This window comes from Rhizobium sp. SU303, from assembly GCF_021052345.1.
GTDB lineage: Bacteria > Pseudomonadota > Alphaproteobacteria > Rhizobiales > Rhizobiaceae > Rhizobium > Rhizobium laguerreae.
The window spans coordinates 906,911-926,818 of the sequence record NZ_CP088095.1; the positions used below are offsets into that span (position 1 = coordinate 906,911).

Below are 19,908 nucleotides of genomic sequence, written 5' to 3' on the forward strand. Positions count from 1 at the left end.
AGCCTGCGGGGCTGATTTATTCCGGTTGCTTCCGATTAGGGAGGAGCCGGTCATGCCTTTGCCTCAGGATATGCGTTTCGTCGATCTGCCGTCCTTCGGCGGACCGGAGGTGATGGCGATTGGCAGGCGTCCGCTTCCTGTGCCCGGCGACGGAGAGGTCCTGGTGCGCGCCGAGGCGATCGGCGTCAACCGCCCCGATATTGCCCAGCGCCAGGGCAGCTATCCCCCACCCAAGGATGCGAGCCCGATCCTCGGCCTGGAATTGTCGGGCGAAATCGTTGCCGTCGGCTCGGGCGTCAGCGGCCATGCCGTCGGCGACAAGGTCTGCGGCCTCGCCAATGGTGGCGCCTACGCCGAGTATTGCCTGCTGCCGGCGGGCCAGATCCTGCCCTTTCCCAAGGGCTATGACGCGGTGAAGGCGGCAGCTTTGCCTGAGACCTTCTTCACCGTCTGGGCCAATCTCTTCCAGATGGCCGGGTTGACGGAAGGCGAGACGGTGCTGATCCATGGCGGTTCCAGCGGCATCGGCACGACGGCAATCCAGCTCGCCCGCGCCTTCGGCGCCGAGGTCTACGCGACGGCGGGCTCGAAGGAGAAATGCGAGGCCTGCGAGAGGCTCGGCGCCAAGCGCGCGATCAACTACAGGACCGAGGATTTCGCCGAGGTGATCAAGGCCGAGACCGGCCACGGCGTCGATATCATCCTCGACATGATCGGCGCCTCCTATTTCGAGCGCAACATCGCCTCGCTGGCAAGGGATGGCTGCCTGTCGATCATCGCCTTCCTCGGCGGCGCGCTGGCTGAAAAGGTCAATCTCTCGCCGATCATGGTCAAGCGCCTGACGGTCACCGGCTCCACCATGCGGCCGCGCACGGCGGAAGAAAAACGCGCCATCCGTGACGACCTGCTCTCCGAGGTCTGGCCGCTGCTGGAAGCCGGGACAGTCGCCCCCGTCATCCACAAGGTCTTTGCCTTCGAAGATGTCGTCGAAGCCCACCAGCTGCTGGAAGAGGGCAGCCATGTCGGCAAGGTCATGCTGCGCGTCGGCTAAAGCAATTCCAGCAAAAGTGTGCAACGGTTTTGCCAGGCAAAGCGCGAAGCGCTTTTGCCGGGAATTGCGCCAAAACAAAGAGATAGAGCGTCCTTAGCGCGTCCCGTCGGACGCGCGGCGCTCTAGCGTTAGCGAGATGCCGACGGCGAGAACACCGGGCAGCGCCATCAGCAGATAGAGCCAGTGCGCTGCCGACAGCGCGCCTGATATGCCGCCGGGATGAACGAGGCCGGCGCCATTGGCGATGCCGCCGGCAAAGGCGGCCCCGAACGCCCCACCGAGCGAACTCATTGTCGGGATCGCGGCAGAAGCCTTGTCCTTCTCGTTGTCGGCGACGAGCCTCAAAACCATGGCGACCAGATGCGCCCAGCCGAGACCGATACCGAAGCCCATCATGAACATGCCGATCGCCGCCGGCACAATGAGGAGCATATGCCCCTCGGGATTGTCCTTGGCGAGGAAGACGGCGAGGCAGGCGGTCGCCGCCGCTTCGATGAGGGCGCCGATGACGATTGCCCAGTAGGCTCGGCCGCCGGTCCACGAGCCGCTGAGGAAGGCCGCGAAGGTCCAGCCGAGGGCGACGAGCGCCACGAGATAGCCCGAGTCGATCGCCGGCACCCCATGCAAGGTTTGCAGGAAATAGGGAATGAAGACGTCGCTGACGAGAACGACGGTCATGGCGAGCATCGCCAGGTAGACCCGTGAAATCGGCTGGGAAAGGTTGACGGCGCCGGAGGGCAGCAGGCGGTTCGGGCTTCGGCCCTCGATGATGATCATGCCGGCGACCGCGACGACCGAAGCGGCGATCAGCGCGACCTTCGTGGCTGTCGTCTCGATCGCGCCGGCCGTGCTGACCATCAGGACGGCGGCAAGCAGCAGCCCGATCTGGGCAATCGGCGTCTTTACCTGCTCGCGGTCGTCCTCGACCTCTGGCAACAGCCGCGGCGCCAGGAAGGCCATCAGCAGGCCGAGCGGCACGAGCACGATGAATGCGTAGCGCCAGGCGTGGCCGGATGAAAAGAAGCCGCCGAACGTCGGCCCGATGACGGTCGCCACACCCCAGATCGCCGCATAGAGCGTCGAGGCTTTTGGCCATAGCGGCTCGGGATAAACGAAGCGGATGAAGGCATAGCCGAGCGCGGCAAGCGCGCCTGTTCCGAGACCCTGCACCGCACGTCCGATCAGCACCACCGGCATCGACGGCGCGGCTGCGGCAATCAGGCTGCCGACGCCGAAGACCAGCGCCGCGATCACATAGACGGATCGAAGTCCGATGCCGCGCGGCCGCATGGCGACGAAGATCGAGCCGAGTACGGCCGCGGCGACGAACAGGCTGGTGACCCAGGAAAACAGCGCGAGGCCGCCGATATCCCGCACGATCGAGGGCGCGATCGTCGCCATGATGTAAGTCTCCACCGCATAAAGCGTCACGCCGCCTGCCAGCATCAGCGTTGCCGGCAGGTGCTCGGGCGCAAAGAGGTGGAAGACGGAGCTGGCGCTGGGGATGGTTGCTGTCTGGTCGATATTCGACATGGGAGGGCCTGGAGATTTTTGCTGGCGAAGGATTATTTTCCAAGTTATAAATTGGAAAATTACACGCCGTTTCGAATTAAACAAGACTTGACTTGGAAATTATGCGCCAGTCCCCAGCCAACCGGATCCTGATTCTGATAAAGACCGACGGGCCACAGCTCGCCGCCGCGATCGGCGATGCGCTCGGCATATCAGGCGAAGCCGCCCGCCAGCAGCTGTCGAAGATGGCGGAGGAGGGGCTGGTGGAACCGGTCACCCTTGCCGGCGCGGGCCGTGGCCGGCCGCGCCAGCTCTGGCACCTCACAGCCAGCGGCAACCGCCAGTTCCCGGATGGCCATGCCGAGTTGACGGCAAATCTCCTCGGCACGCTCGTCGAACAGCTCGGCCCCGCAGCCCTCGATACCGTCATCTCCGCCCGCGAGGCCGAGACGCTGCAGCGCTATCGGCAGGAACTCGGCAATGCCGACAACCTTGCCTCGCGCGTCGCGGCTCTTGCCGGCATTCGCACCCGCGAGGGCTATATGGCTGATCACTGGCAGGAGGCCGACGGCGCCTTCATGCTGGTCGAAAACCATTGCCCGATCTGCGCCGCCGCCACCGCCTGCGTCGGCTTCTGCCGCTCCGAACTCGAAACCTTCCGCGCCGTCCTCGACGCCGAGGTCGAACGCAGCGAACACATCCTCGCCGGCGCCCGCCGTTGTGCCTATCGCATCACGCCGCATTGACGCCTGTCGATCGGAGCGCCGTATTTCACGCCGGTTGCCGCGCCTGCCGCCTGCTGCTTTCGAGATAGAGCAGCACGCCGATCGATGCGAGACCCGCGGCCGCGCCGACGAAGGCAGTGCCGGAATAATCGGTGATCGCGGTGCCGAAGGCGAAGAGGCCGGCGCTGACGCCAACCCCAATGAACGTGTTCAGCGAGATCAACGAGGTTCCGAGCCCCGGCCGGTCCGCGATCAGGTCCTGCAGATAGGTGATCGGCACGCTGAGGATCGCTGCCGCCCCGCAGGCATTGAAGAGGAGGAGTGCGTAGACGTGCCAGGGTGCGGAAGCAAGGCCGAGCAGCAGCAGATAGACGCAGTAGATCAGTGCGCCGAAGGCGAGCACGTGCACGGTCCGGAAGCGGCGCTGCGCAAAGCCCCACATCATCATGAACGGCATCTCGAGCAAGGCCGTCAAACCTGCCATGAAGCCGACATCGACCACGGTGCCGCCGGCCGCATGGGTGATGATCAGCGGCAGGAGCATGGCGTTCAGCCGCTGCAGACCGAACAGCATCGCCATGACGATGACGCGCGACAGCACATGCGGCACGAAAATCCGTTTCAGCGAAGCAAAGAAGCCGACTGGGTCGGGGGCAGGGCCGCCGGCGCCATTTCCGGGTGCGAAGAAGAAATACAGGCAGAAGCAGGTGCAGCTTGCCAATGCCGCGATCCCATAAGCCGGCGTCATCGACGGCGAACTGACGAGATAGAGGCCGATCAACCCCGGCGCCAGCGCCCATGAGCCGGAAAAGAGCGCCCGCACCATTGCGGTGATCGCCGCCCCCTGGCCGCTGTCCATCTGGTTGGTCCTAGCGCGCAGGCTGGCGAACAAAAGCGAATAGGTGGAATTGCTCATCGGCACCAGCAACAGCGTGGAGAAGATGAAGACCACGGGGCTATGAATGAGCGCGATCGACCCGAAGCCGAGCATGCCGGCGACGGAAAGCCCCAGCACCAGCGGCCGGCGCTCCTTCAGCCTGTCCGACCAGATGCCGAGCGTCAGGCTCGTCGTGACGTTGACGATCGAAGAGAAGAACACCAGTGCCGAATAGGCGCCGTTGCTCAAGCCGAGTTCGTTGATCCCGATGATCGACTGGTAGGGCGCGGTCGACGCATAGGTGAAGGCGAGCGCGACGAGGGTCACGGTTGGGATGCGGATCCTGTTGTCACGAAGGATCAAGGAAAAGGTGGATGGCATGGGGAGTGGTTCCTGATGCCCCACTCTTAGCCGCATCGAACCCATCAGAGAAACGATAGTTTTCGATCGCCTCGGTCAATTTATGTGATGAATATTTGGACGATGTGATCGCGGCCGAGTCCGCGGCGAGGTCGAGCGCCCAGCTCAGAATTTGGCGACCAAACCTGAGAGCCAGAAGTCGATTTGCCCGAAGGGAAGCACCTTTCCCAAAAATCCGACCAGAGCTGAGGTGCTGACGATCAGCGCTAGCCCCAGAAGTGTTCCGAGGATTATTCCAACGCTCGCCTTTGCCGGCCGGCGTGCCAGCCAAGACGCCAGACCCAGAGAGACAATTGTGAAAAATGCCAACAATATGGACTGGGTCATAGACAAGCCTGCTTGCAAAATAATCCCTGGAATGTGAACCCGGCTGCACGATAGCGTCCCGATGCGTCCAAACTCAAGGCCTGGGATGGCGGAGGTTGCGGCGCGACCCGCAGGAGGCGCAATTCCGGTGACTTCGCTGTACTTGCTCCAGAGGCTCACCCCACCCTCCGTCCTCCTCGGCCTTGAGCCGAGGATCTACGCCGGCCTCCACCGGCAGCGGGCATGGATCCTCGGCTCAAGGCAGAGGAGGACGGAATATGCGGTGACGCCCAGCCACCGATAGAGCCGGTGCACTATCACCAGGCACCCGCGCAGCCGCAAAACGTCAACCCCGTTGGCTTTCCTCGCGTGACGCGTTATGGACTGCGCTATCCCGCCAGCATCCGGATAAAAGCTCATGACCAATCCCGTCACCGTCGAAGTCACCCGCGGCCTGCTCGTCGAAAGTCGCCATCGCGGCGCGGTGGCTGTGGTCGATGGTAATGGCAAGCTTGTCTTCTCGCTGGGCGACATCGAAGCTGCGGTCTTCCCGCGCTCGTCCTGCAAGGCGATGCAGGCGCTGCCGCTGGTCGAGAGTGGTGCTGCCGATGCCTATGGCTTCGGCGACAAGGAATTGGCGCTGGCCTGCGCCTCGCATAATGGCGAGGACGAGCACGTGGCGCTTGCCGCTTCCATGCTGTCGCGTGCCGGCCGCGATATCGACACGTTGGAGTGCGGCGCCCACTGGTCGATGAGCCAGAAGATCCTGATCCAGCAGGCTCGCACGCTCGATGCGCCGACGGCGCTGCACAACAATTGCTCGGGAAAACATGCCGGCTTCATCTGCGCCTGCTGCCATCAGGACATCGATCCGACGGGCTATGTCGGCACCCAGCACCCGCTGCAGATTGAGATCCGCGCGGCGATGGAAAGCCTCACGGGAGCCGTGCTCGGCGCGGAAAGCTGCGGCACGGATGGCTGCTCCATTCCGACCTATGCCGTGCCGCTCAGGAGCCTTGCCCACGGTTTCGCCAAGATGGCGACCGGCACCGGCCTCGAACCCTTGCGCGCCAAGGCATCCCGCCGGCTGATCGAGGCCTGCATGGCCGAGCCTTTCTATGTCGCCGGTTCCGGCCGCGCCTGCACCAAGCTGATGCAGATCGCCCCAGGCCGCATCTTCTGCAAGACAGGCGCTGAGGGCGTCTTCTGTGCCGCGATTCCGGAAAAGGGCATCGCCATCGCGCTCAAATGCGAGGATGGCATGACCCGCGCCGCCGAAGCCATGGTGGCCGCGACACTCGCCCGTTTCTTCGAGACGGAGAGCGAGATACATGCGGCATTGATGGCCTATGCCGCAACGCCGATGCGCAATTGGAACGGCATCCATGTCGGCGATATCAGGGTCACCTCCGCCTTTGCCGGGTGAGTGCGAGCTTGCATATATAAGTTATTAGAAAAATAAGAATTGCCTAATATAAAGGAGTACGTCCTGCGATCGCGGATGCACCCTTTCGCGGCGACGTGAGCACAGTCCTGGAAGCCGTGAGGGCAGGGCATGTTTGCAGGCCGCTATCTCTGGTGGATGCTGATGGGGATCGGCATCTTCATGTTCGCCGCGCTGAGCCTCGATTATATCACCTGGCTCACGATCCAGCTGTCCGGCTGCGGCGATATGTCCGGCGCCTGCGAGCCGGTTCTCCGGCTGATATCGGGCATGTTGAAACCCGCCTGCATCTGGGCTGCGATCGGCATGCTCTTCATGGCGACGCTGCTCCGTCTTCACACTCTCTCGCTCATCTGGTTCTGGGGGCCGATCGTCGCCATCTGGTTCGTCGCTTCCACGCCGATCCTGCTTTTCCTGGCGGCGGATGCAGTGGCTCTGACGCAGCCCGCCACCCTGGCGGCGCTGCCCGTCGCCTTCCTGTTTCTGGCGGCCCTCGTCGCCTATCTCGTGATTGCCGTCGAGGATGGCGACAGGCTGCCGCTTGCAGCCTCCGTGCCCTTGCACCTCACACTCCGCCTGACGGCGGTCTACGGCGCTCTTGCCGGTGCGGCCTTTATGCCGGACCTGTCGCGGATCGCCGGGACCCTGCTCGACATGCCGGCACTTTCCGTCATCATCGCGCTGGCGCAACCCTATCTGCAGACGGTGCTCACCCTTGGAACCGGCAGCATGGCGCCGGCCTATGCCGTGCTGGCGGCCTTCATCGCGGCCCTTGCCGCAAGTCTCCTGCCACGTGCTGCCGCGCCGCAGCCCTCTCGCAGCACCATCATGCTGCGGCGATTGCGCCGTTGAGATCGCGATAGGGTTTCAGCTGTTCGGCCGTCATCTCCACGGGCACGATCAGCCCCGCCACCTCGGAAATGCCAAGCACCGGGCAGGGCGAGACGAGGTCGAACTTCTCCTCGGTCAGCAGCACATGCGTTTCAGCCGAGCAGCGGGCGATGTGCCGCTTGATCGCCGCTTCCTCGAAATCGCCGGTGGAAAGCCCGTGCACCGGATGCGCCGCGGTCACCCCGAGGAAGAAGAGATCGGGGCGCAGCTGCGCGATCGCCGCCATCGCCGCCGCGCCCGTTGCCACCATCGAATGTTTGTAAAGCCGTCCGCCGGTCAGGATCACCTCGGCCGTCGGATGGTGTTCGAGTTCGGCGGCGATGGTCGGGCTGTGGGTCGCAACCGTCAGCGGCATGTCGCGGGGCAAGTGCCTGGCGATCTCCGCCGTCGTCGTGCCGCCGTCGAGGAAGATCATCTGACCGGGCTTCACCATCGCCGCCGCCGCCGCGCCGAGCCGCGCCTTGATCTGTGAAGAGACGGTGCGCCGCGCGGTAAAATCCGGCAGGTCAGGCGCCAGCGGCATCGCCCCGCCATGCACCCGTTTCAACAGCCCTTCCGCTGCCATTTCCCTGAGGTCGCGGCGGATCGTGTCTTCCGAAAGGGCGAAATCCTCGGCGACGCGCTTGGCGACCACCTGGCCGTCACGGCGCAGGATGTCGAGAATGAGAGACTTGCGTTGGGTTGTCAGCATCGGTTCTCTGCACGAAAATTAACATAATAGCCTAATATTGCACAAAATGACTCGACATTCAAGAAATAGCGTGCACTTTCACGAAATCCCGTGCATGAGGCCGGGAGAGTGCTCACGCATAAAGCGGAGCGAAGGAGTGGATCATGTTGATTTTGATTGCCGGGCCTTATCGGTCCGGAACGGGCGACGACCCGGAAAAGATGGCCGCCAACCTGAAGCGGCTGGAAGCGCCCTCGCATGCGCTGTTTGAAGCCGGCCATGTGCCGATGATCGGCGAATGGGTGGCCCTGCCGATCTGGCACGCTGCCGGCGGCCGGTCGGTCGGCGACGCGCTCTACGAAGAGATCTTCCACCCGGTCGCCGGCCGGCTGCTGCAGCTCTGCGAGGGCGTGCTGCGCCTGCCCGGCGATTCCAAGGGAGCGGACAACGACGTACGCATCGCCAGGGAACGCGGCATCCCGGTCTGGCACAGGCTGGAGGATGTGCCGGGCTGCGGGTGAGAGGTTCGCGGCGTCGGCGCGCCTCTACATTGCCCTTCGCTTGCGCTCAGGCCATTCGCGGCTTTGCCGCTCACCCCCTCAACCGACCCTTCGGGCCACCTTCTCCCCGCTGGGGAGAAGAGGGAGCAAGCGGATTGGCTTCGGTTCCACAACAGACGCTGCCACAAATCTCTTCTCCCCAGCGGGGAGAAGGTGCCGTCAGGCGGATGAGGGGGCCACACGGCACACCATTCGTTGCCCTTCGCTCGCGCGCAACGCACCTTTGTCCTGGGAGAAGCAAAACCCAATCCCACCCGTTCCAGCCCGCGCACCGCTACGCTATAACCCTTGCCGAAAGGGAGTCGAAACCAATGCTGACACTCTACTACGCGCCGGGAACCTGCGCGCTTGCAAGCCTTATTGCCCTGGAAGAATCCGGCCTGGCCTTCGAAGTCAAGAAGATCAGCCTCCGCGATGGCGAGCAGCGCTCGCCGGACTATTTGAAGATCAACCCGAAGGGCCGTGTGCCGGCACTGGTCACCGATTATGGCGTGTTGACGGAAACGCCGGCGATCCTTGCCTATATCGCCCAGAGCGCGCCGGCCGCCAAGCTGGCGCCGCTTGACGATGCCTTCGAATTTGCCAGGCTCCAGTCCTTCAACAGCTATATCTGCTCGACCGTGCATGTGAACCATGCCCATCGCCCGCGCGGCTCGCGCTGGGCCGACGAGCCGGCGGCAATCGAGGCGATGAAGGCCAAGGTGCCTGAGAATATGGCCGATTGTTTTACGCTGATCGAGCAGACGATGTTCGAAGGCCCATGGGTGATGGGCGAGGCCTATTCGCTCGCCGATCCCTACCTCTTCGTCATGACCGACTGGCTGCCGTCGGACGGCGTCGATCCCGCCCGGTTCGAAAAGGCGAGCGACCATCACGCCCGTATGCTGCAGCGTCCCGCCGTCCAGCGGGCGCTGGCCTACGACCGGGCCTGATCTCTAAAACCTGCGGCAAGTTTTTTCGGCGCCCGGAATAGCCAGGCGCCGATCAGCCGCAGCCGCAATTCCTCGTCGCCGATCACGGCGGCGCGCACCGGCAGATGCGGCCAGCCGACATAATGATCGGTTTGAAAATAGACGTCGGGCGCCATCTCCAGCAGGTGATCCTTGTCGTCGAGCGAAATCGAGATCACGATCGTCTCTGCATTCTTCACCGCGACGAAGCTCTTGCCGCCGACCTTCAGCGCCGGATTGCCGTCGGAGGTGCTCTCCTCGACATCAGGCAGCCCGGCTTCCGCCGCCAGCCGCTTCAGGCGTTCGAAGATCGCATCGACATCGCCGGCCATAGTTCCACCCTTTCTGCCAGGGCGAAGCTATCATATTTTTACGCGCATTTCGCCAGCGGCGGCTTGGCCTCTGCCTGGAAACCGGCCTGCATTCCGAGCGGCAGATCGGCGATTTCGCGCATCGACATGCGCTCGACCTCGGGATGCCGCAACGGATCGTCCTTCCAGGCGGCATCGGCAATTTCCGCATTGCCCAGATGAAGGACAGGCTTCAAGAAAAACTTCAGCAACGACATGGCATGCCTCGCTTTCTTCAGTGGCGCGGACGTGATCGCGCAGCGGTTTTTCGCCTCTGCCATCCCATCCGTCCGCGCAATTACGTTCGAATGGATTGCCTATGCTTGCAATGTCGGCCTCAACAGGCAGATTTTCAATTGAGAATAACGCTGAGGCGCTATAGAAAAACTACATGAAGAACTTGAACATGGTCCATCTCAACGGCCTGCGGGCGCTGGAAGCGGTCGGCCGTCTCGGCTCATTGCAGGCCGCTGCCGATGAACTCGGCGTCTCGGTCGGCGCCGTCAGTCAGCAGGTCATCAAGGCCGAAGCCCAACTCGGTCAGGTGATCTTCGAGCGCACCGCCAGAGGCATGGTCGCCACCGAAGCCGGCCGGCCGGTGCTTCTGGCGCTGGACGAGGGTTTTGCCCGTCTTTCGGCGGCGGTGTCGATCGCCAGCCGCAAGGACGATACGATTCTGACGATCTCGGTGGCGCCGGTTTTCGCCGCCCGCTGGCTCGTCTGCCGGCTCGATCGCTTCGCCGAGCGGCATCCCGACATCAAGCTGCGGCTGGATGCGACGACCAATCTCGTCAATCCGGCGCTTTGCGACGTCGATATCGGCATCCGAGTCGGCAACGGCAAGTGGCCTGACGTGAAGGCCGAACTGTTATTGGCACAGGAGGTCTTTCCCGTCTGCTCCCCCGAGATGGCGGCGAATTTGAAGGAACCCGCCGATATCCTCGCACTGCCTGCCATCATCGATGGCCGCGCCATGTTTACCTGGGAGGTCTGGATGCGCGAGGCCGGACTATCCGGCGCCACCCTTTCGACCCGCCACGTCTTCAACGATGCCTCGCTCTGCCTCGATGCGGCGATCGCCGGTCAGGGCGTCATGCTGGCCTGGCAGACCCTTGCCGGCTTCGCGCTCGTCGAGGGCCGGCTCGTCGCCCCCTTCGGCATTCGCGCCCGCACCGGCTTCGGTCACTACTTCGTCACCGCCGAAGGCACGCGCGAGCCGAAGAAGGTCAAGGATTTCAAGGCCTGGATCCGTGAGGAAATGGCCGGAACCCTAAGCCTCTTCAAGTAGTGTCAAACCTCGATCGGCTCCTTGGCACGCGTCGCCTGCATCGCCTTATAGGCCGGGCGGGACTGGCAGCGCTCGATCCAGGCTTTGATATTCGGATGCGCGTCGAACAGGGCCTCTTCGCTCTGGGCGTAGCGCAGCACCTCGGCGATGTTGAGATCGGCGACGGTGAAGCGGTCGCCGACGATCCATTGCCGGCCGTGAAGGTGGCTTTCGAGAGCCGCCAGCGGCCTGCGCAGCAGGCGACAGGCGACGGCGATCGTCTGCTTGCCGTCTTCGCTGTTTTCGAGCCCGTCATCGTAAGTGAGCACGATCTTCACCGTCTGCGGTTCGACCTGCGACGCCGCCCAGACCGTCCACATTGTCAGCAATCCGTCTTCTTCGACGGTTTGCCCGCCAAGCGGTCCGCCATATTTGCGCGCGAGGTAGAGGTTGATGGCGAGCGACTCGTGCATGACGAACTCGCCGTCCCTGATGCTGGGAATCTGCGCCATCGGATTGACGGCAGCGAAGTCAGACGAGTGCGTGTTAAGCGCCGCCTCCGGCGCCAGCGGATCTGCGAGCCGCCTTGCCTGCAGCACCGGCACCGACCGGAATTTGAGCCCAAGCTCCTCGGCCATCCAGTAGACACGCGATGCGCGCGAGCGATAGACCCCGTAGACTGTCAGCATGATGAATATCCCCCTCGATATTTGTCCAGGAGAGCGTAAATGCTGGATCGGGTTGCGAAAAGTCCCTGCCGCTAATGGGATGATGAAAGCTTTTGATGCGAGTGCTTGGACCGACCAGGGCTCAGTTCGGATGCACTTCCCCCGCCCGCAAAGATCGAAGCACAATTGCTGCCGTTTCGAAGGAACAATGGCAACGCCAGCGGGTTCGACTCGGAGATTGGAACCCCCAAGGTGTCCACAGCGATCAACCGCACCCCAAAACATAGCTGCAACGAAAGGAGAATGTCATGACGGGGAAGAAGACGCATGAACAGCAGCTTCGCATCATCGAAAAACGCGAGAAAACCGCCAATGCCGACGAGGCCTTCCACGCGGCGGCGGATCTGCACCGCAATGAACAGGCGAAAGAAGCTTATCGAAAAGGAAGCGATCTGAAGACCGGCACCGATTCCGGAAACGAGGATCGGAGCATTGTGCGCGGCCGCAATCAGGAAAGCGGGCATAAAAAGGGAAGCGGTCGCCCCTGAGAGGGAAGGAGAACGTCATGGCTTTGACATTGATCAGCAAAGCTTTTGCCCAAGACCAGCCGATCCCTGCGAAATATGCGCGAACGGGCGAGAACCTCTTCCCGCCGCTGGCCTGGAGCGAAGCTCCTGACAAAACCAGGAGCTTCGCTCTGGTGGTCGAGGATCCGGACGCCCCTCATGGCACGTTCCGCCATTGCGGGATCGCCAACATCCCGGCTGAGTGGACTGCTCTTGACGAAAGTGCCGATACGGCGCCGGAGCACGCGCCGCGATTCTATCAGAATGATTTCGGCCACGCCCGTTATGACGGCCCGCAACCGCCGCCCGGCGATCCCCCGCATCGCTATATCTTCCGCCTCGCTGCTCTCGACGTGCCGACACTTTCGATTCCCGATGCCGCCGGCATAGGCGTGATGTGGGCAGAGGCAAAGAAACACACATTGGAGGAAGCGACCGTCACCGGCACCTATCAGGCGCGATAACCGATGGAAATTGACCGTGGATGACGACGTGCTCCTCAGGAGACGCGGTTCCGCTCGACGGTGAGCTGCGCATAGGGCGCGCCACCGCCCGCCATCTCGCCGGAGACCTTCTTCTCCCATTGGAATCCTAAAACCGCCCCTTTGGCGGTCTCCTGGAAGACGTTGTCGGTGATGACGGCGGTCCCGGCGCCATCGGCGACCGAAACCGCGCATCCCACAGGCGCCTTGCGCACCACATTGCCTGTCACAACGACGTTGCGCAGATAAGGACCCCAGCCGATCTGCAGCCCCCAGCGCGGCGCGCCCTCGATCACATTGCCTGAAATCAGCGTATCGGCCTCCGCCGCTATGCCGATGCCGAAGCCGACCTCGTGCTGATAGGGGCCTTTTAGCGTCAGGTTGCGCACGACATTGCCGGTGACGCTTGCCAGCCTGCCGCCCTCGTCGAAATTGGCGATCGAGATGCCGTTTGCCGCCCCGTCGATCATGTTGGCGGAAACGACGGCGCCCTCGAAGGCGAATTCGACGTAGATCGCCGTCTCGCCGGAACGCCGGCACTGATTGCTGCTGATCTGGATGTTCGAGGCCGAATTGGCGCGGATCGCTGTAAAGGCGCAATCGGAGATCTGGTTGTTCACCACCATCACGCCGTCGGCGCGGAAGATGTTGATGCCGTTGCCGTTTTGCCCGGTGCCGCCGTCATTGGCGCGGATGTTGGAGATGCGGTTGCCGGAGACGACAGTGCCGTCCTCCGCCTTCTTCCAGCGGTGCACCAGGATACCGCCATTGCCGCAATCCGAGACCGTGTTGCCGGTGACCGAGAGGGTGGTGGAATCCACCGCGTAAAGCCCGGATTGGGCAGCTCCCGAGATGCGGCTGCGCTCGATCCGCCCGCCGCAGCGCTCCAGTTGCAGCCCGTGCTTGCGGCTGCCGCCGATCTCGCAATTGTCGATCAGCACCTCGTCGACGCCGGTAAATTGCAAAAGTCCGCCGGCATAGTCGCCGAGCCAGCGGTTGCCGCCGTCGATGACGAGATTGGAAAGCTCGATCCGCCGCACGTTCTCGGCCGCAAACAGGTGGCCTTCGCCGGTATAGACGATCCGCGAGGCACCGGGCACACCAGTGATGCGCGTATTGTCCGGCAAAGTGAGATCGGAGACCCGGTAGGTGCCGGGTGGCAGGAAGACCGGCACGTTCTCGCGCGCCGCCTGTTCTATCATCTGCTGCAGGTTGCGGGTCTTGCGGTTGCCGCTTTCGGGAATGGCGCGATATTCCACCGCGTCGATCGCCCCGCGCAGATCGGGCTGAGCGGCTGCCGTCAGCGGCGAGGCAAGGGCGCGCGATGTCCCTCCCGCAACGGCCGAGGCAGCGAGGAATAGAAGCATATCGCGGCGTGAGGGCATCCGGGGATCACTTGTCATAACGCGCCCGTAGCAGGAAACGTGCCAAGCGCGCAGTATTCTTTTGGCACAAGCTTGGCAACGGCGGGCGAAATTGCCGTTATGGCCGAGGCCGACGGCAGGATATCGCCGCTTATATTGTCGTCTTGTTCACCCTTTCATTTAAGCAAGCCGAAGGAAATGAGGACTACTTTTAAGGGAATTTCTTTGATGACGGGTGCGGGATACGGCCTTCGGTCGGCGGGGAGAATGGCGGCATGTACGAACCGAGTGCCAGGCGATGGGAATCAGCCGATGCCCTGACGGCCGAAACGCGGCGTATCGTCGCCGCGACGGAGGCAATGATGGCATCGACCGCCCACCACCTTTCCGAGGGCATCGAGAATCTGCGCCTCAAGGAAATCGTCCACGAACTTCCGGATTTTCTCTACGTCAAGGATCGTGACAGCCGCTTCGTCTTCGCCAATGCCGTCACCGCCAGCAGCCTTGGTCTGGAGCGCGCTGCGCTGATCACCGGCAAGCGCGATTTCGACCTTTTCGATTTCGAGACGGCGCTCCACCATTTCGATATCGAACAGCAGATCATGACGACGGGTGAAGCCCGCATCGACATGGAGGAATCCTACGTCCTTTCCGGCAGCAGAAGACCGATATGCCGGCTGACCTCGAAGATACCGCTGCGCAACGATCGCGGCGAGATCGTCGGCCTGATCGGCGTTTCCCGTGATATCACCGAACGCAAGCGCCAGGAGGATCTGCATCGCGGCCAGGCGAGCCTGCTCGAAATGATTGCCCGCAACGAGCCGTTGCCGATGATCCTCGAGGCGCTCGTGCTGATGATCGAGGAGCAACTGACAGGGATCGACGGATCGGTGCTGCTGCTCGACAGCGAGGGCACCAGGCTCTATCACGGCGCGTCTCCCAATCTGCCCGGCGGCTACAGCCGCCTCATCGATGGTGTCACGATCGGTCCCAAGGTCGGCTCCTGCGGCACCGCCGCGTGGCGCGGTCAGACCGTGATCGTCGAGGATGTGATGAGCGATCCGCTCTGGGAGGATTTTCGCGCGTTGATCGCCCCGTTCGGGTTCCGCTCCTGCTGGTCGACGCCGATCGCCACCTCGCAGAACAATGTGCTGGGCACGTTCGCGCTCTACTCCAGGGAAGTCCGCCGTCCCACCGAGCACGAGATGACGCTGGTGGCGCTCGCCACCCATATCGCCGGCATCGCCATCGAGCGCAAACGTGTCGACGACCGCATTCATTTCATGGCCCATCATGACGATCTGACGGGCCTGCCGAACCGCGCCTTCCTGAAGGAGCGGCTGGCGAGTATCCTCGACCAGGCCCGGCGCAACAATCGCAAGGTGACCGTCGCCTATATCGATCTCGACAATTTCAAGAACATCAATGACGGCCGCGGCCACGCCGCCGGCGACGAGGTGCTGAAGGAGATTGCCGCCCGCATGGCCAATAGCGTCAGGGCGTCGGATATGGTGGTGCGTCTCGGCGGCGACGAATTCCTCGTGGTGCTCGTCCACCAGTCGAGCCACGATGCCGGCATCACGCGCCGCCTTCGCGAGCTGCAGAAGGCGATCAACCGGCCGATCCGCGGCGCCGACGGCGAGATCACCGTCACCTCGAGCATCGGCGTTGCCGCCTTCCCCTTCGATGGCGCAACCTCGGAAGAGCTTCTCGCCAATGCCGACCGCGCCATGTACCGCGCCAAGGAACTCGGCCGCAACACATTGCAACATCACGAGGGCGGCAGCACGCCCGTCGGAATGCCGCTTGGCGAGCACGAGGAATTGCACCAGGCGATCACCGGCGACCAGCTGTTCCTGCAATACCAGCCGCAGGTCGATGTCGCCACCGGCCGCATCACCGGGCTCGAGGCGCTGGTGCGCTGGAACCATCCGGCAAAGGGCAGGGTGCCGCCGGTCAATTTCATTCCGCTCGCCGAAGAGACCGGCCTGATCGTCCCCCTCGGTCTCTGGGTGCTGAACGAGGCTTGCCGCCAGGCGCGTCTTTGGCAAGACATGGGCCTGCCGCCGCTGACGATCGCCGTCAACGTATCGGCCAAGCAGTTCGCCGATCCGGATTTCGCAACCCATGTCGCCGAGGCGCTGGAGCGCCACCGCCTGCAGTCCCGCTGGCTGGAGCTTGAAGTCACCGAAAGCGTGGTGATGCAGAATGCCGAACGGGCGCTTGCCATGATGGAAACGCTGCGGGGGCTTGGCGTGCGCCTGTCGATCGACGATTTCGGCTCCGGCTATTCCAGCCTTGCGGCGCTGAAGACCTTCCCCTTTGACCGCCTGAAAATGGACCGCTCGCTGGTCGAGGCCCTGCCGGGCGACAAGACCGCCGTCGCCATCGCCTCGGCGGTCATTTCGCTGGCGCAGACGCTGAAGCTCTCGGTTCTCGCCGAAGGCGTCGAAACCGACGCTCAGATGGATTTCCTGCGCCAGGCGCACTGCGAGGAGGCGCAAGGCTTCCGCTTCTCCAAACCGGTCTCCCCGGAGGAGATCCCGGCATTGCTGCGGGCACGCAGTCTCTGAGCCTTATTTCATCAGCCTGCCGATCGCCTCGATCTCTAAACACGAATGATATTGAGCCGCAGAGCGCTCACGACGGCCTGCGTTCTTGTCGTACATCCGAGCTTCCTGATCGCGTTGCCGATGTGATTGTTGACCGCATTTTCTGTGAGATCGAGAAGCTTGGCAATTTCATTGCCCTTCCTGCCGCCGGCGGTCAGCCTCAGGCAGTCCAGTTCGCTCGGCGTAAACTCGATGGGCTTGTGTTTCTCGTTCAATGTCAGCTGCGAGATCCGGTCATAGATCAGTGTGGCGATGAACAGCAGCTTCGCCATTTCGATCATGCTGAAATTCCGAGATCCCGAAATCGACATGGCGCCGCGTCCACCCGCGGCATCGTGAACAGGAAAATAGGCCCCTTTTTCCATGCCGTATCGGTTGAACAGCTCGATGACCGTGGACTTCTTGCCTCCTCCACGATTGGTATTGATCGCTTCGACATCGTAGTTGAAGGGGCTGGTCGATCTCAGCATCCGGCGGATGACCGGACTGTCGACCATCAGGTTATGCGCATCATAATAATCGATCATCTCCGCCGGCCAGTTGGTGATGATCTTTGTTGCGCCTATTTCAACGAAGTCGACCGTGGGTAGCGTCATGATCAGGAAGGCAGTCATTCCCAGATCCTGAGTGAGGCCCTTCATATATTTGAAAACTTCGTAATGCGTGTTGAAGCCTGCGGCGACTTCCTCAATTCGATTGAACTCGGCCTCGAGTATCATGACTTTCTCCGATCGCCGGTCGTATCCGGCGCTTGGCGGCTGATGTGTCCACCTTATCCGCTCGTATCGGAGGTTGATTCTACACGCTCGAAGGACGGTGAAATATGCTCTTGCAGGGGAAAGACAGAAGGCCTCCGGCTGCCGGGAACACGAATATAAAGGGCAGTCTGTGCTTAACAAAGAGTAAACGTGGCTACGAATTTCCGGAGCAGGCCGAGATAAAAAAGCGCTATGTTCGCGCGCGAAATTCTCGCCGGAAGATCCTCTGCCGAAGCGACCCTTCTGGCATCTCCCATACAAATAGCTGATTCTACTTTGTTATTTTCTCGCGCGGCCGCGGTATGCAGGGGCCAGTTCTGCGATGGCCCGGTTAATGGATGCTTAAAGAATTTATCGGATTTTATTTTCAGGTTGCTCGTCCAGCGCAAGCCCGCGATGGGTCGCGGCAGGCACGCTCAGAGTTGAGTTAGGGGGAAAGCATGACGAAGATAGGATTCGGCTTCGGTTTGGATGCTAAGGCTGTACTGGCCGCGATGAGCAGGTCGCAGGCCATCATCGAATTTAACCTTACCGGCAAGATTCTAACGGCCAATGCCAATTTCTGCACTGCGCTCGGTTACCAACTGTCCGAGATTGTCGGCCAGCACCACCGGATGTTCGTCGAGCCGGCAGAAGCCTCGTCGGCCGATTATCGCGAGTTCTGGGCAAAGCTCAGCCGGGGCGAGTTCGATCGGCGGCAATACAAGCGCATCGGCAAGGGCGGCAAGGAAATCTGGATCGAAGCCTCCTATAATCCCGTTTTCAGTGGCGGAAAACCGTATAAGGTCGTGAAGTTCGCCACCGATATCACGAAGCAGAAGCTGCAAAGCGCCGAGGATGCCGGCAAAATAAGCGCGCTTTCGCGGGCCCAGGCGGTAATCGAATTCACACCGAAAGGCGAGATTCTGACGGCGAACGAGAATTTCCTGTCGGCGCTCGGCTACCAGCTTGCCGAGATCCAGGGGCGCCACCATTCGATGTTTTGCGAGAGCGCTTACGCAAACAGCGACGATTATCGGCGGTTCTGGGAGCGTCTGTCAGGTGGCGAATTCGTGGCTGACGAGTTTATGCGCATCGGCAAGGGCGGGAAAAAGATCTATATCCAGGCCTCCTACAATCCGATCTTCGACATGAACGGCAAGGTCTTCAAGGTCGTTAAATTCGCGACTGACGTCACTGCCCGCGTCAGGAATGTCGATCAGCTCGCGGCATCCCTGACGTCCCTGTCCGCAGGGGATTTGACCCAGGAAGTCGCGACACCGTTCATTCCGACACTGGAAAAACTCCGGATCGACTTCAACGCGGCGGTGAGCAAGCTGCGCACTGCGATGCAGGTCGTGGCCCAGAACGCAACGGGCATTGCCGCCGGGGCCCAGCAGGTTCGTTCCGCCTCGGACGATTTGTCGAAGCGCACGGAACAGCAGGCAGCCTCCGTCGAGGAAACAGCAGCCGCCCTTGAACAGATCACCACAACGGTCTCCGATTCCAGCAACCGCGCCCAGGAGGCCGGCCAACTGGTGCGCAGCACCCGCGAGAATGCCGAGCGCTCCGGCGCGGTGGTCCGCAACGCCGTCGATGCCATGGGAAAGATCGAGACATCGTCCGCGGAGATCGGCAATATTATCGGCGTGATCGACGAAATCGCGTTTCAGACCAATCTGTTGGCGCTGAACGCGGGCGTCGAGGCGGCACGCGCGGGCGATGCCGGCAAGGGTTTTGCGGTGGTCGCGCAAGAAGTTCGCGAGCTTGCCCAGAGATCGGCCAAAGCGGCAAAGGAGATCAAGGAGCTCATCAGCGCCTCCAACGAGCATGTGAAGAGCGGGGTGACCCTGGTCGGCGAAACCGGCAAGGCCCTGGAAGAGATCGTCGCCCAGGTTCAGCAAGTCAACGGCAATGTTCTGGCGATCGTCGAAAGTTCCAAGGAGCAGGCGACGGGATTGAAGGAAATCAACACGGCCGTAAACACCATGGACCAAGGTACGCAGCAGAATGCCGCCATGGTGGAGGAATCGACGGCCGCGGCCCATGGCCTCGCCAAAGAAGCTGATGCGCTTTTCCAACTGCTGGGTCAGTTCAACATCGGCGGCACGGCGCAACGTCAATATCGCCCGACCGCGGTAACTGCGGCCTCCAAGCCTGTGACGTCGCCGGCCCGGGCAAGGACGGCCAAGGTGGCTGCCGCCTTTTACGGGAATGCCACGGTTGCAGGAGGCGAGTGGGAAGAGTTCTGATCGCGCATGAGGCGGCTGGCGGTCTCGGACCCCGAGATCGGCAGTGCGCCGGCATGCCGATTTCATCAAGAAATTTACAGCAAGTTATCGTGCGTATGAGGGGGAAGATATTGTGCCCTGGCAAGTGTTGATAGGCAATGTGGCTGCGGTCTCGCTCGTTATCTCGGTGTGGATGCACCTGCACTACAAGCTCTATCGCCTTTC

Annotated in this window: 20 protein-coding genes; 11 read left to right on the forward strand and 9 right to left on the reverse strand. The window is 62.2% G+C overall.

Going from position 1 to position 19,908, the window contains the following annotated elements; translation table 11 throughout:
- Positions 1 to 52: 52 nt before the first annotated feature.
- The gene (locus RlegSU303_RS04550; RefSeq protein WP_131623912.1) at positions 53 to 1,051 is read left to right on the forward strand and encodes an NAD(P)H-quinone oxidoreductase; all 999 of its coding nucleotides are present in this window, start codon (positions 53 to 55) and stop codon (positions 1,049 to 1,051) included.
- A 93-nt stretch (positions 1,052 to 1,144) separates the two neighbouring features.
- Here the strand turns inward: RlegSU303_RS04550 and RlegSU303_RS04555 are convergent, their stop codons facing one another.
- The gene (locus tag RlegSU303_RS04555) at positions 1,145 to 2,584 is read right to left on the reverse strand and encodes an MFS transporter (RefSeq protein WP_231283509.1); all 1,440 of its coding nucleotides are present in this window, start codon (positions 2,582 to 2,584) and stop codon (positions 1,145 to 1,147) included.
- Positions 2,585 to 2,685: 101 nt separating this feature from the next.
- Here RlegSU303_RS04555 and RlegSU303_RS04560 point away from each other — a divergent pair, with 101 nt between their 5' ends.
- Entirely contained in the window at positions 2,686 to 3,309 is a 624-nt protein-coding gene (locus RlegSU303_RS04560; protein WP_131630554.1) for a helix-turn-helix transcriptional regulator, read from the forward strand.
- A 25-nt stretch (positions 3,310 to 3,334) separates the two neighbouring features.
- Here the strand turns inward: RlegSU303_RS04560 and RlegSU303_RS04565 are convergent, their stop codons facing one another.
- Both RlegSU303_RS04565 and RlegSU303_RS04570 read right to left on the reverse strand, forming a co-directional pair.
- Positions 3,335 to 4,546, reverse strand: a complete 1,212-nt coding sequence (locus RlegSU303_RS04565; RefSeq protein WP_168291664.1) for an MFS transporter — start codon at positions 4,544 to 4,546, stop codon at positions 3,335 to 3,337.
- 144 nt (positions 4,547 to 4,690) lie between these two features.
- Positions 4,691 to 5,071 carry a hypothetical protein gene (locus RlegSU303_RS04570; RefSeq protein ID WP_017959531.1) on the reverse strand — a complete coding sequence of 127 codons (381 nt, stop codon included), beginning with the start codon at positions 5,069 to 5,071 and terminating at the stop codon, positions 4,691 to 4,693.
- A gap of 238 nt (positions 5,072 to 5,309) precedes the next feature.
- Between RlegSU303_RS04570 and RlegSU303_RS04575 the strand changes: the two genes are divergently transcribed.
- Both RlegSU303_RS04575 and RlegSU303_RS04580 read left to right on the forward strand, forming a co-directional pair.
- On the forward strand, positions 5,310 to 6,317 hold the full coding sequence (locus tag RlegSU303_RS04575; protein ID WP_131645856.1) for an asparaginase: 1,008 nt from the start codon (positions 5,310 to 5,312) through the stop codon (positions 6,315 to 6,317).
- Between the two features lie 129 nt (positions 6,318 to 6,446).
- Complete coding sequence (locus tag RlegSU303_RS04580; protein WP_231283510.1) at positions 6,447 to 7,187, forward strand: hypothetical protein; 741 nt, start codon at positions 6,447 to 6,449, stop codon at positions 7,185 to 7,187.
- Here RlegSU303_RS04580 and RlegSU303_RS04585 read toward each other — a convergent pair.
- Positions 7,162 to 7,917, reverse strand: a complete 756-nt coding sequence (locus tag RlegSU303_RS04585; protein WP_017959534.1) for a DeoR/GlpR family DNA-binding transcription regulator — start codon at positions 7,915 to 7,917, stop codon at positions 7,162 to 7,164. The two genes, RlegSU303_RS04580 and RlegSU303_RS04585, sit on opposite strands and share 26 nt — an antisense overlap.
- A gap of 143 nt (positions 7,918 to 8,060) precedes the next feature.
- Here RlegSU303_RS04585 and RlegSU303_RS04590 point away from each other — a divergent pair, with 143 nt between their 5' ends.
- Together RlegSU303_RS04590 and RlegSU303_RS04595 are read left to right on the forward strand one after the other, a co-directional pair.
- On the forward strand, positions 8,061 to 8,417 hold the full coding sequence (locus tag RlegSU303_RS04590; RefSeq protein WP_003546432.1) for a hypothetical protein: 357 nt from the start codon (positions 8,061 to 8,063) through the stop codon (positions 8,415 to 8,417).
- A gap of 350 nt (positions 8,418 to 8,767) precedes the next feature.
- The gene (locus RlegSU303_RS04595; RefSeq protein WP_077975906.1) at positions 8,768 to 9,388 is read left to right on the forward strand and encodes a glutathione S-transferase family protein; all 621 of its coding nucleotides are present in this window, start codon (positions 8,768 to 8,770) and stop codon (positions 9,386 to 9,388) included.
- Here the strand turns inward: RlegSU303_RS04595 and RlegSU303_RS04600 are convergent.
- Both RlegSU303_RS04600 and RlegSU303_RS04605 read right to left on the reverse strand, forming a co-directional pair.
- Positions 9,373 to 9,738, reverse strand: coding sequence for an MmcQ/YjbR family DNA-binding protein (locus RlegSU303_RS04600; RefSeq protein WP_231283511.1), 366 nt, complete (start codon positions 9,736 to 9,738; stop codon positions 9,373 to 9,375). The two genes, RlegSU303_RS04595 and RlegSU303_RS04600, sit on opposite strands and share 16 nt — an antisense overlap.
- Positions 9,739 to 9,776: 38 nt before the next feature.
- Positions 9,777 to 9,974, reverse strand: coding sequence for a hypothetical protein (locus RlegSU303_RS04605; RefSeq protein ID WP_027665018.1), 198 nt, complete (start codon positions 9,972 to 9,974; stop codon positions 9,777 to 9,779).
- A 173-nt stretch (positions 9,975 to 10,147) separates the two neighbouring features.
- Here RlegSU303_RS04605 and RlegSU303_RS04610 point away from each other — a divergent pair, with 173 nt between their 5' ends.
- Entirely contained in the window at positions 10,148 to 11,044 is an 897-nt protein-coding gene (locus RlegSU303_RS04610) for a LysR substrate-binding domain-containing protein (protein ID WP_222361933.1), read from the forward strand.
- Positions 11,045 to 11,046: 2 nt separating this feature from the next.
- On the opposite strand, the gene RlegSU303_RS04615 is transcribed toward RlegSU303_RS04610, so the two are convergent.
- Positions 11,047 to 11,712 carry a glutathione S-transferase family protein gene (locus RlegSU303_RS04615; protein ID WP_168280190.1) on the reverse strand — a complete coding sequence of 222 codons (666 nt, stop codon included), beginning with the start codon at positions 11,710 to 11,712 and terminating at the stop codon, positions 11,047 to 11,049.
- 287 nt (positions 11,713 to 11,999) lie between these two features.
- On the opposite strand from RlegSU303_RS04615, the gene RlegSU303_RS04620 reads away from it, so the two are divergent.
- The gene (locus tag RlegSU303_RS04620) at positions 12,000 to 12,239 is read left to right on the forward strand and encodes a hypothetical protein (RefSeq protein WP_017959541.1); all 240 of its coding nucleotides are present in this window, start codon (positions 12,000 to 12,002) and stop codon (positions 12,237 to 12,239) included.
- A gap of 17 nt (positions 12,240 to 12,256) precedes the next feature.
- Positions 12,257 to 12,721 (forward strand): YbhB/YbcL family Raf kinase inhibitor-like protein, encoded by a 465-nt coding sequence (locus RlegSU303_RS04625; RefSeq protein ID WP_065279282.1) that lies wholly within the window; start codon positions 12,257 to 12,259, stop codon positions 12,719 to 12,721.
- A gap of 35 nt (positions 12,722 to 12,756) precedes the next feature.
- Here the strand turns inward: RlegSU303_RS04625 and RlegSU303_RS04630 are convergent, their stop codons facing one another.
- Positions 12,757 to 14,124 (reverse strand): TIGR03808 family TAT-translocated repetitive protein, encoded by a 1,368-nt coding sequence (locus RlegSU303_RS04630; RefSeq protein WP_231283848.1) that lies wholly within the window; start codon positions 14,122 to 14,124, stop codon positions 12,757 to 12,759.
- 254 nt (positions 14,125 to 14,378) lie between these two features.
- Here RlegSU303_RS04630 and RlegSU303_RS04635 point away from each other — a divergent pair, with 254 nt between their 5' ends.
- A complete protein-coding gene (locus RlegSU303_RS04635) occupies positions 14,379 to 16,676 on the forward strand; it encodes a sensor domain-containing protein (RefSeq protein WP_231283512.1) in 2,298 nt (765 codons plus the stop codon).
- Between the two features lie 35 nt (positions 16,677 to 16,711).
- On the opposite strand, the gene RlegSU303_RS04640 is transcribed toward RlegSU303_RS04635, so the two are convergent.
- Positions 16,712 to 17,434 carry a helix-turn-helix transcriptional regulator gene (locus RlegSU303_RS04640; RefSeq protein WP_017959545.1) on the reverse strand — a complete coding sequence of 241 codons (723 nt, stop codon included), beginning with the start codon at positions 17,432 to 17,434 and terminating at the stop codon, positions 16,712 to 16,714.
- Between the two features lie 479 nt (positions 17,435 to 17,913).
- On the opposite strand from RlegSU303_RS04640, the gene RlegSU303_RS04645 reads away from it, so the two are divergent.
- A complete protein-coding gene (locus tag RlegSU303_RS04645) occupies positions 17,914 to 19,704 on the forward strand; it encodes a methyl-accepting chemotaxis protein (RefSeq protein WP_231283513.1) in 1,791 nt (596 codons plus the stop codon).
- Positions 19,705 to 19,908: the final 204 nt, after the last annotated feature.

Coding starts and splice junctions, on each gene's coding strand:
- RlegSU303_RS04550 (WP_131623912.1), top strand. CDS start 53: ATGCCTTTGCCTCAGGATATGCGTTTCGTCGATCTGCCGTCCTTCGGC.
- RlegSU303_RS04555 (WP_231283509.1), bottom strand. CDS start 2,584: ATGTCGAATATCGACCAGACAGCAACCATCCCCAGCGCCAGCTCCGTC.
- RlegSU303_RS04560 (WP_131630554.1), top strand. CDS start 2,686: ATGCGCCAGTCCCCAGCCAACCGGATCCTGATTCTGATAAAGACCGAC.
- RlegSU303_RS04565 (WP_168291664.1), bottom strand. CDS start 4,546: ATGCCATCCACCTTTTCCTTGATCCTTCGTGACAACAGGATCCGCATC.
- RlegSU303_RS04575 (WP_131645856.1), top strand. CDS start 5,310: ATGACCAATCCCGTCACCGTCGAAGTCACCCGCGGCCTGCTCGTCGAA.
- RlegSU303_RS04580 (WP_231283510.1), top strand. CDS start 6,447: ATGTTTGCAGGCCGCTATCTCTGGTGGATGCTGATGGGGATCGGCATC.
- RlegSU303_RS04585 (WP_017959534.1), bottom strand. CDS start 7,917: ATGCTGACAACCCAACGCAAGTCTCTCATTCTCGACATCCTGCGCCGT.
- RlegSU303_RS04590 (WP_003546432.1), top strand. CDS start 8,061: ATGTTGATTTTGATTGCCGGGCCTTATCGGTCCGGAACGGGCGACGAC.
- RlegSU303_RS04595 (WP_077975906.1), top strand. CDS start 8,768: ATGCTGACACTCTACTACGCGCCGGGAACCTGCGCGCTTGCAAGCCTT.
- RlegSU303_RS04600 (WP_231283511.1), bottom strand. CDS start 9,738: ATGGCCGGCGATGTCGATGCGATCTTCGAACGCCTGAAGCGGCTGGCG.
- RlegSU303_RS04605 (WP_027665018.1), bottom strand. CDS start 9,974: ATGTCGTTGCTGAAGTTTTTCTTGAAGCCTGTCCTTCATCTGGGCAAT.
- RlegSU303_RS04610 (WP_222361933.1), top strand. CDS start 10,148: ATGAAGAACTTGAACATGGTCCATCTCAACGGCCTGCGGGCGCTGGAA.
- RlegSU303_RS04615 (WP_168280190.1), bottom strand. CDS start 11,712: ATGCTGACAGTCTACGGGGTCTATCGCTCGCGCGCATCGCGTGTCTAC.
- RlegSU303_RS04620 (WP_017959541.1), top strand. CDS start 12,000: ATGACGGGGAAGAAGACGCATGAACAGCAGCTTCGCATCATCGAAAAA.
- RlegSU303_RS04625 (WP_065279282.1), top strand. CDS start 12,257: ATGGCTTTGACATTGATCAGCAAAGCTTTTGCCCAAGACCAGCCGATC.
- RlegSU303_RS04630 (WP_231283848.1), bottom strand. CDS start 14,124: ATGCCCTCACGCCGCGATATGCTTCTATTCCTCGCTGCCTCGGCCGTT.
- RlegSU303_RS04635 (WP_231283512.1), top strand. CDS start 14,379: ATGTACGAACCGAGTGCCAGGCGATGGGAATCAGCCGATGCCCTGACG.
- RlegSU303_RS04640 (WP_017959545.1), bottom strand. CDS start 17,434: ATGATACTCGAGGCCGAGTTCAATCGAATTGAGGAAGTCGCCGCAGGC.
- RlegSU303_RS04645 (WP_231283513.1), top strand. CDS start 17,914: ATGACGAAGATAGGATTCGGCTTCGGTTTGGATGCTAAGGCTGTACTG.